The sequence below is a fragment of the Neisseria sp. HMSC056A03 genome (assembly GCF_001815685.1).
Classification (GTDB): domain Bacteria; phylum Pseudomonadota; class Gammaproteobacteria; order Burkholderiales; family Neisseriaceae; genus Neisseria; species Neisseria subflava.
Genome location: NZ_KV821606.1, coordinates 1 through 223, shown reverse-complemented (window position 1 = coordinate 223; position 223 = coordinate 1).

The window sequence follows — 223 nt, the reverse complement described above, 5'->3', positions numbered from 1 at the left end:
AACACACAGCCGCCCGAAGGCGGCTGGCTCGCCATCGAGACACAAATGGCCTCAACCGACGTTTCCAACACACAGCCGCCCGAAGGCGGCTGGCTCTTTCCTGTTGTCGTCTAGACAACATTGTTGACGGTTTCAACACACAGCCGCCCGAAGGCGGCTGGTTGCCGACAGGAGCAGGGGAGCTTATTCCGAATCCGTTTCAACACACAGCCGCCCGAAGGCG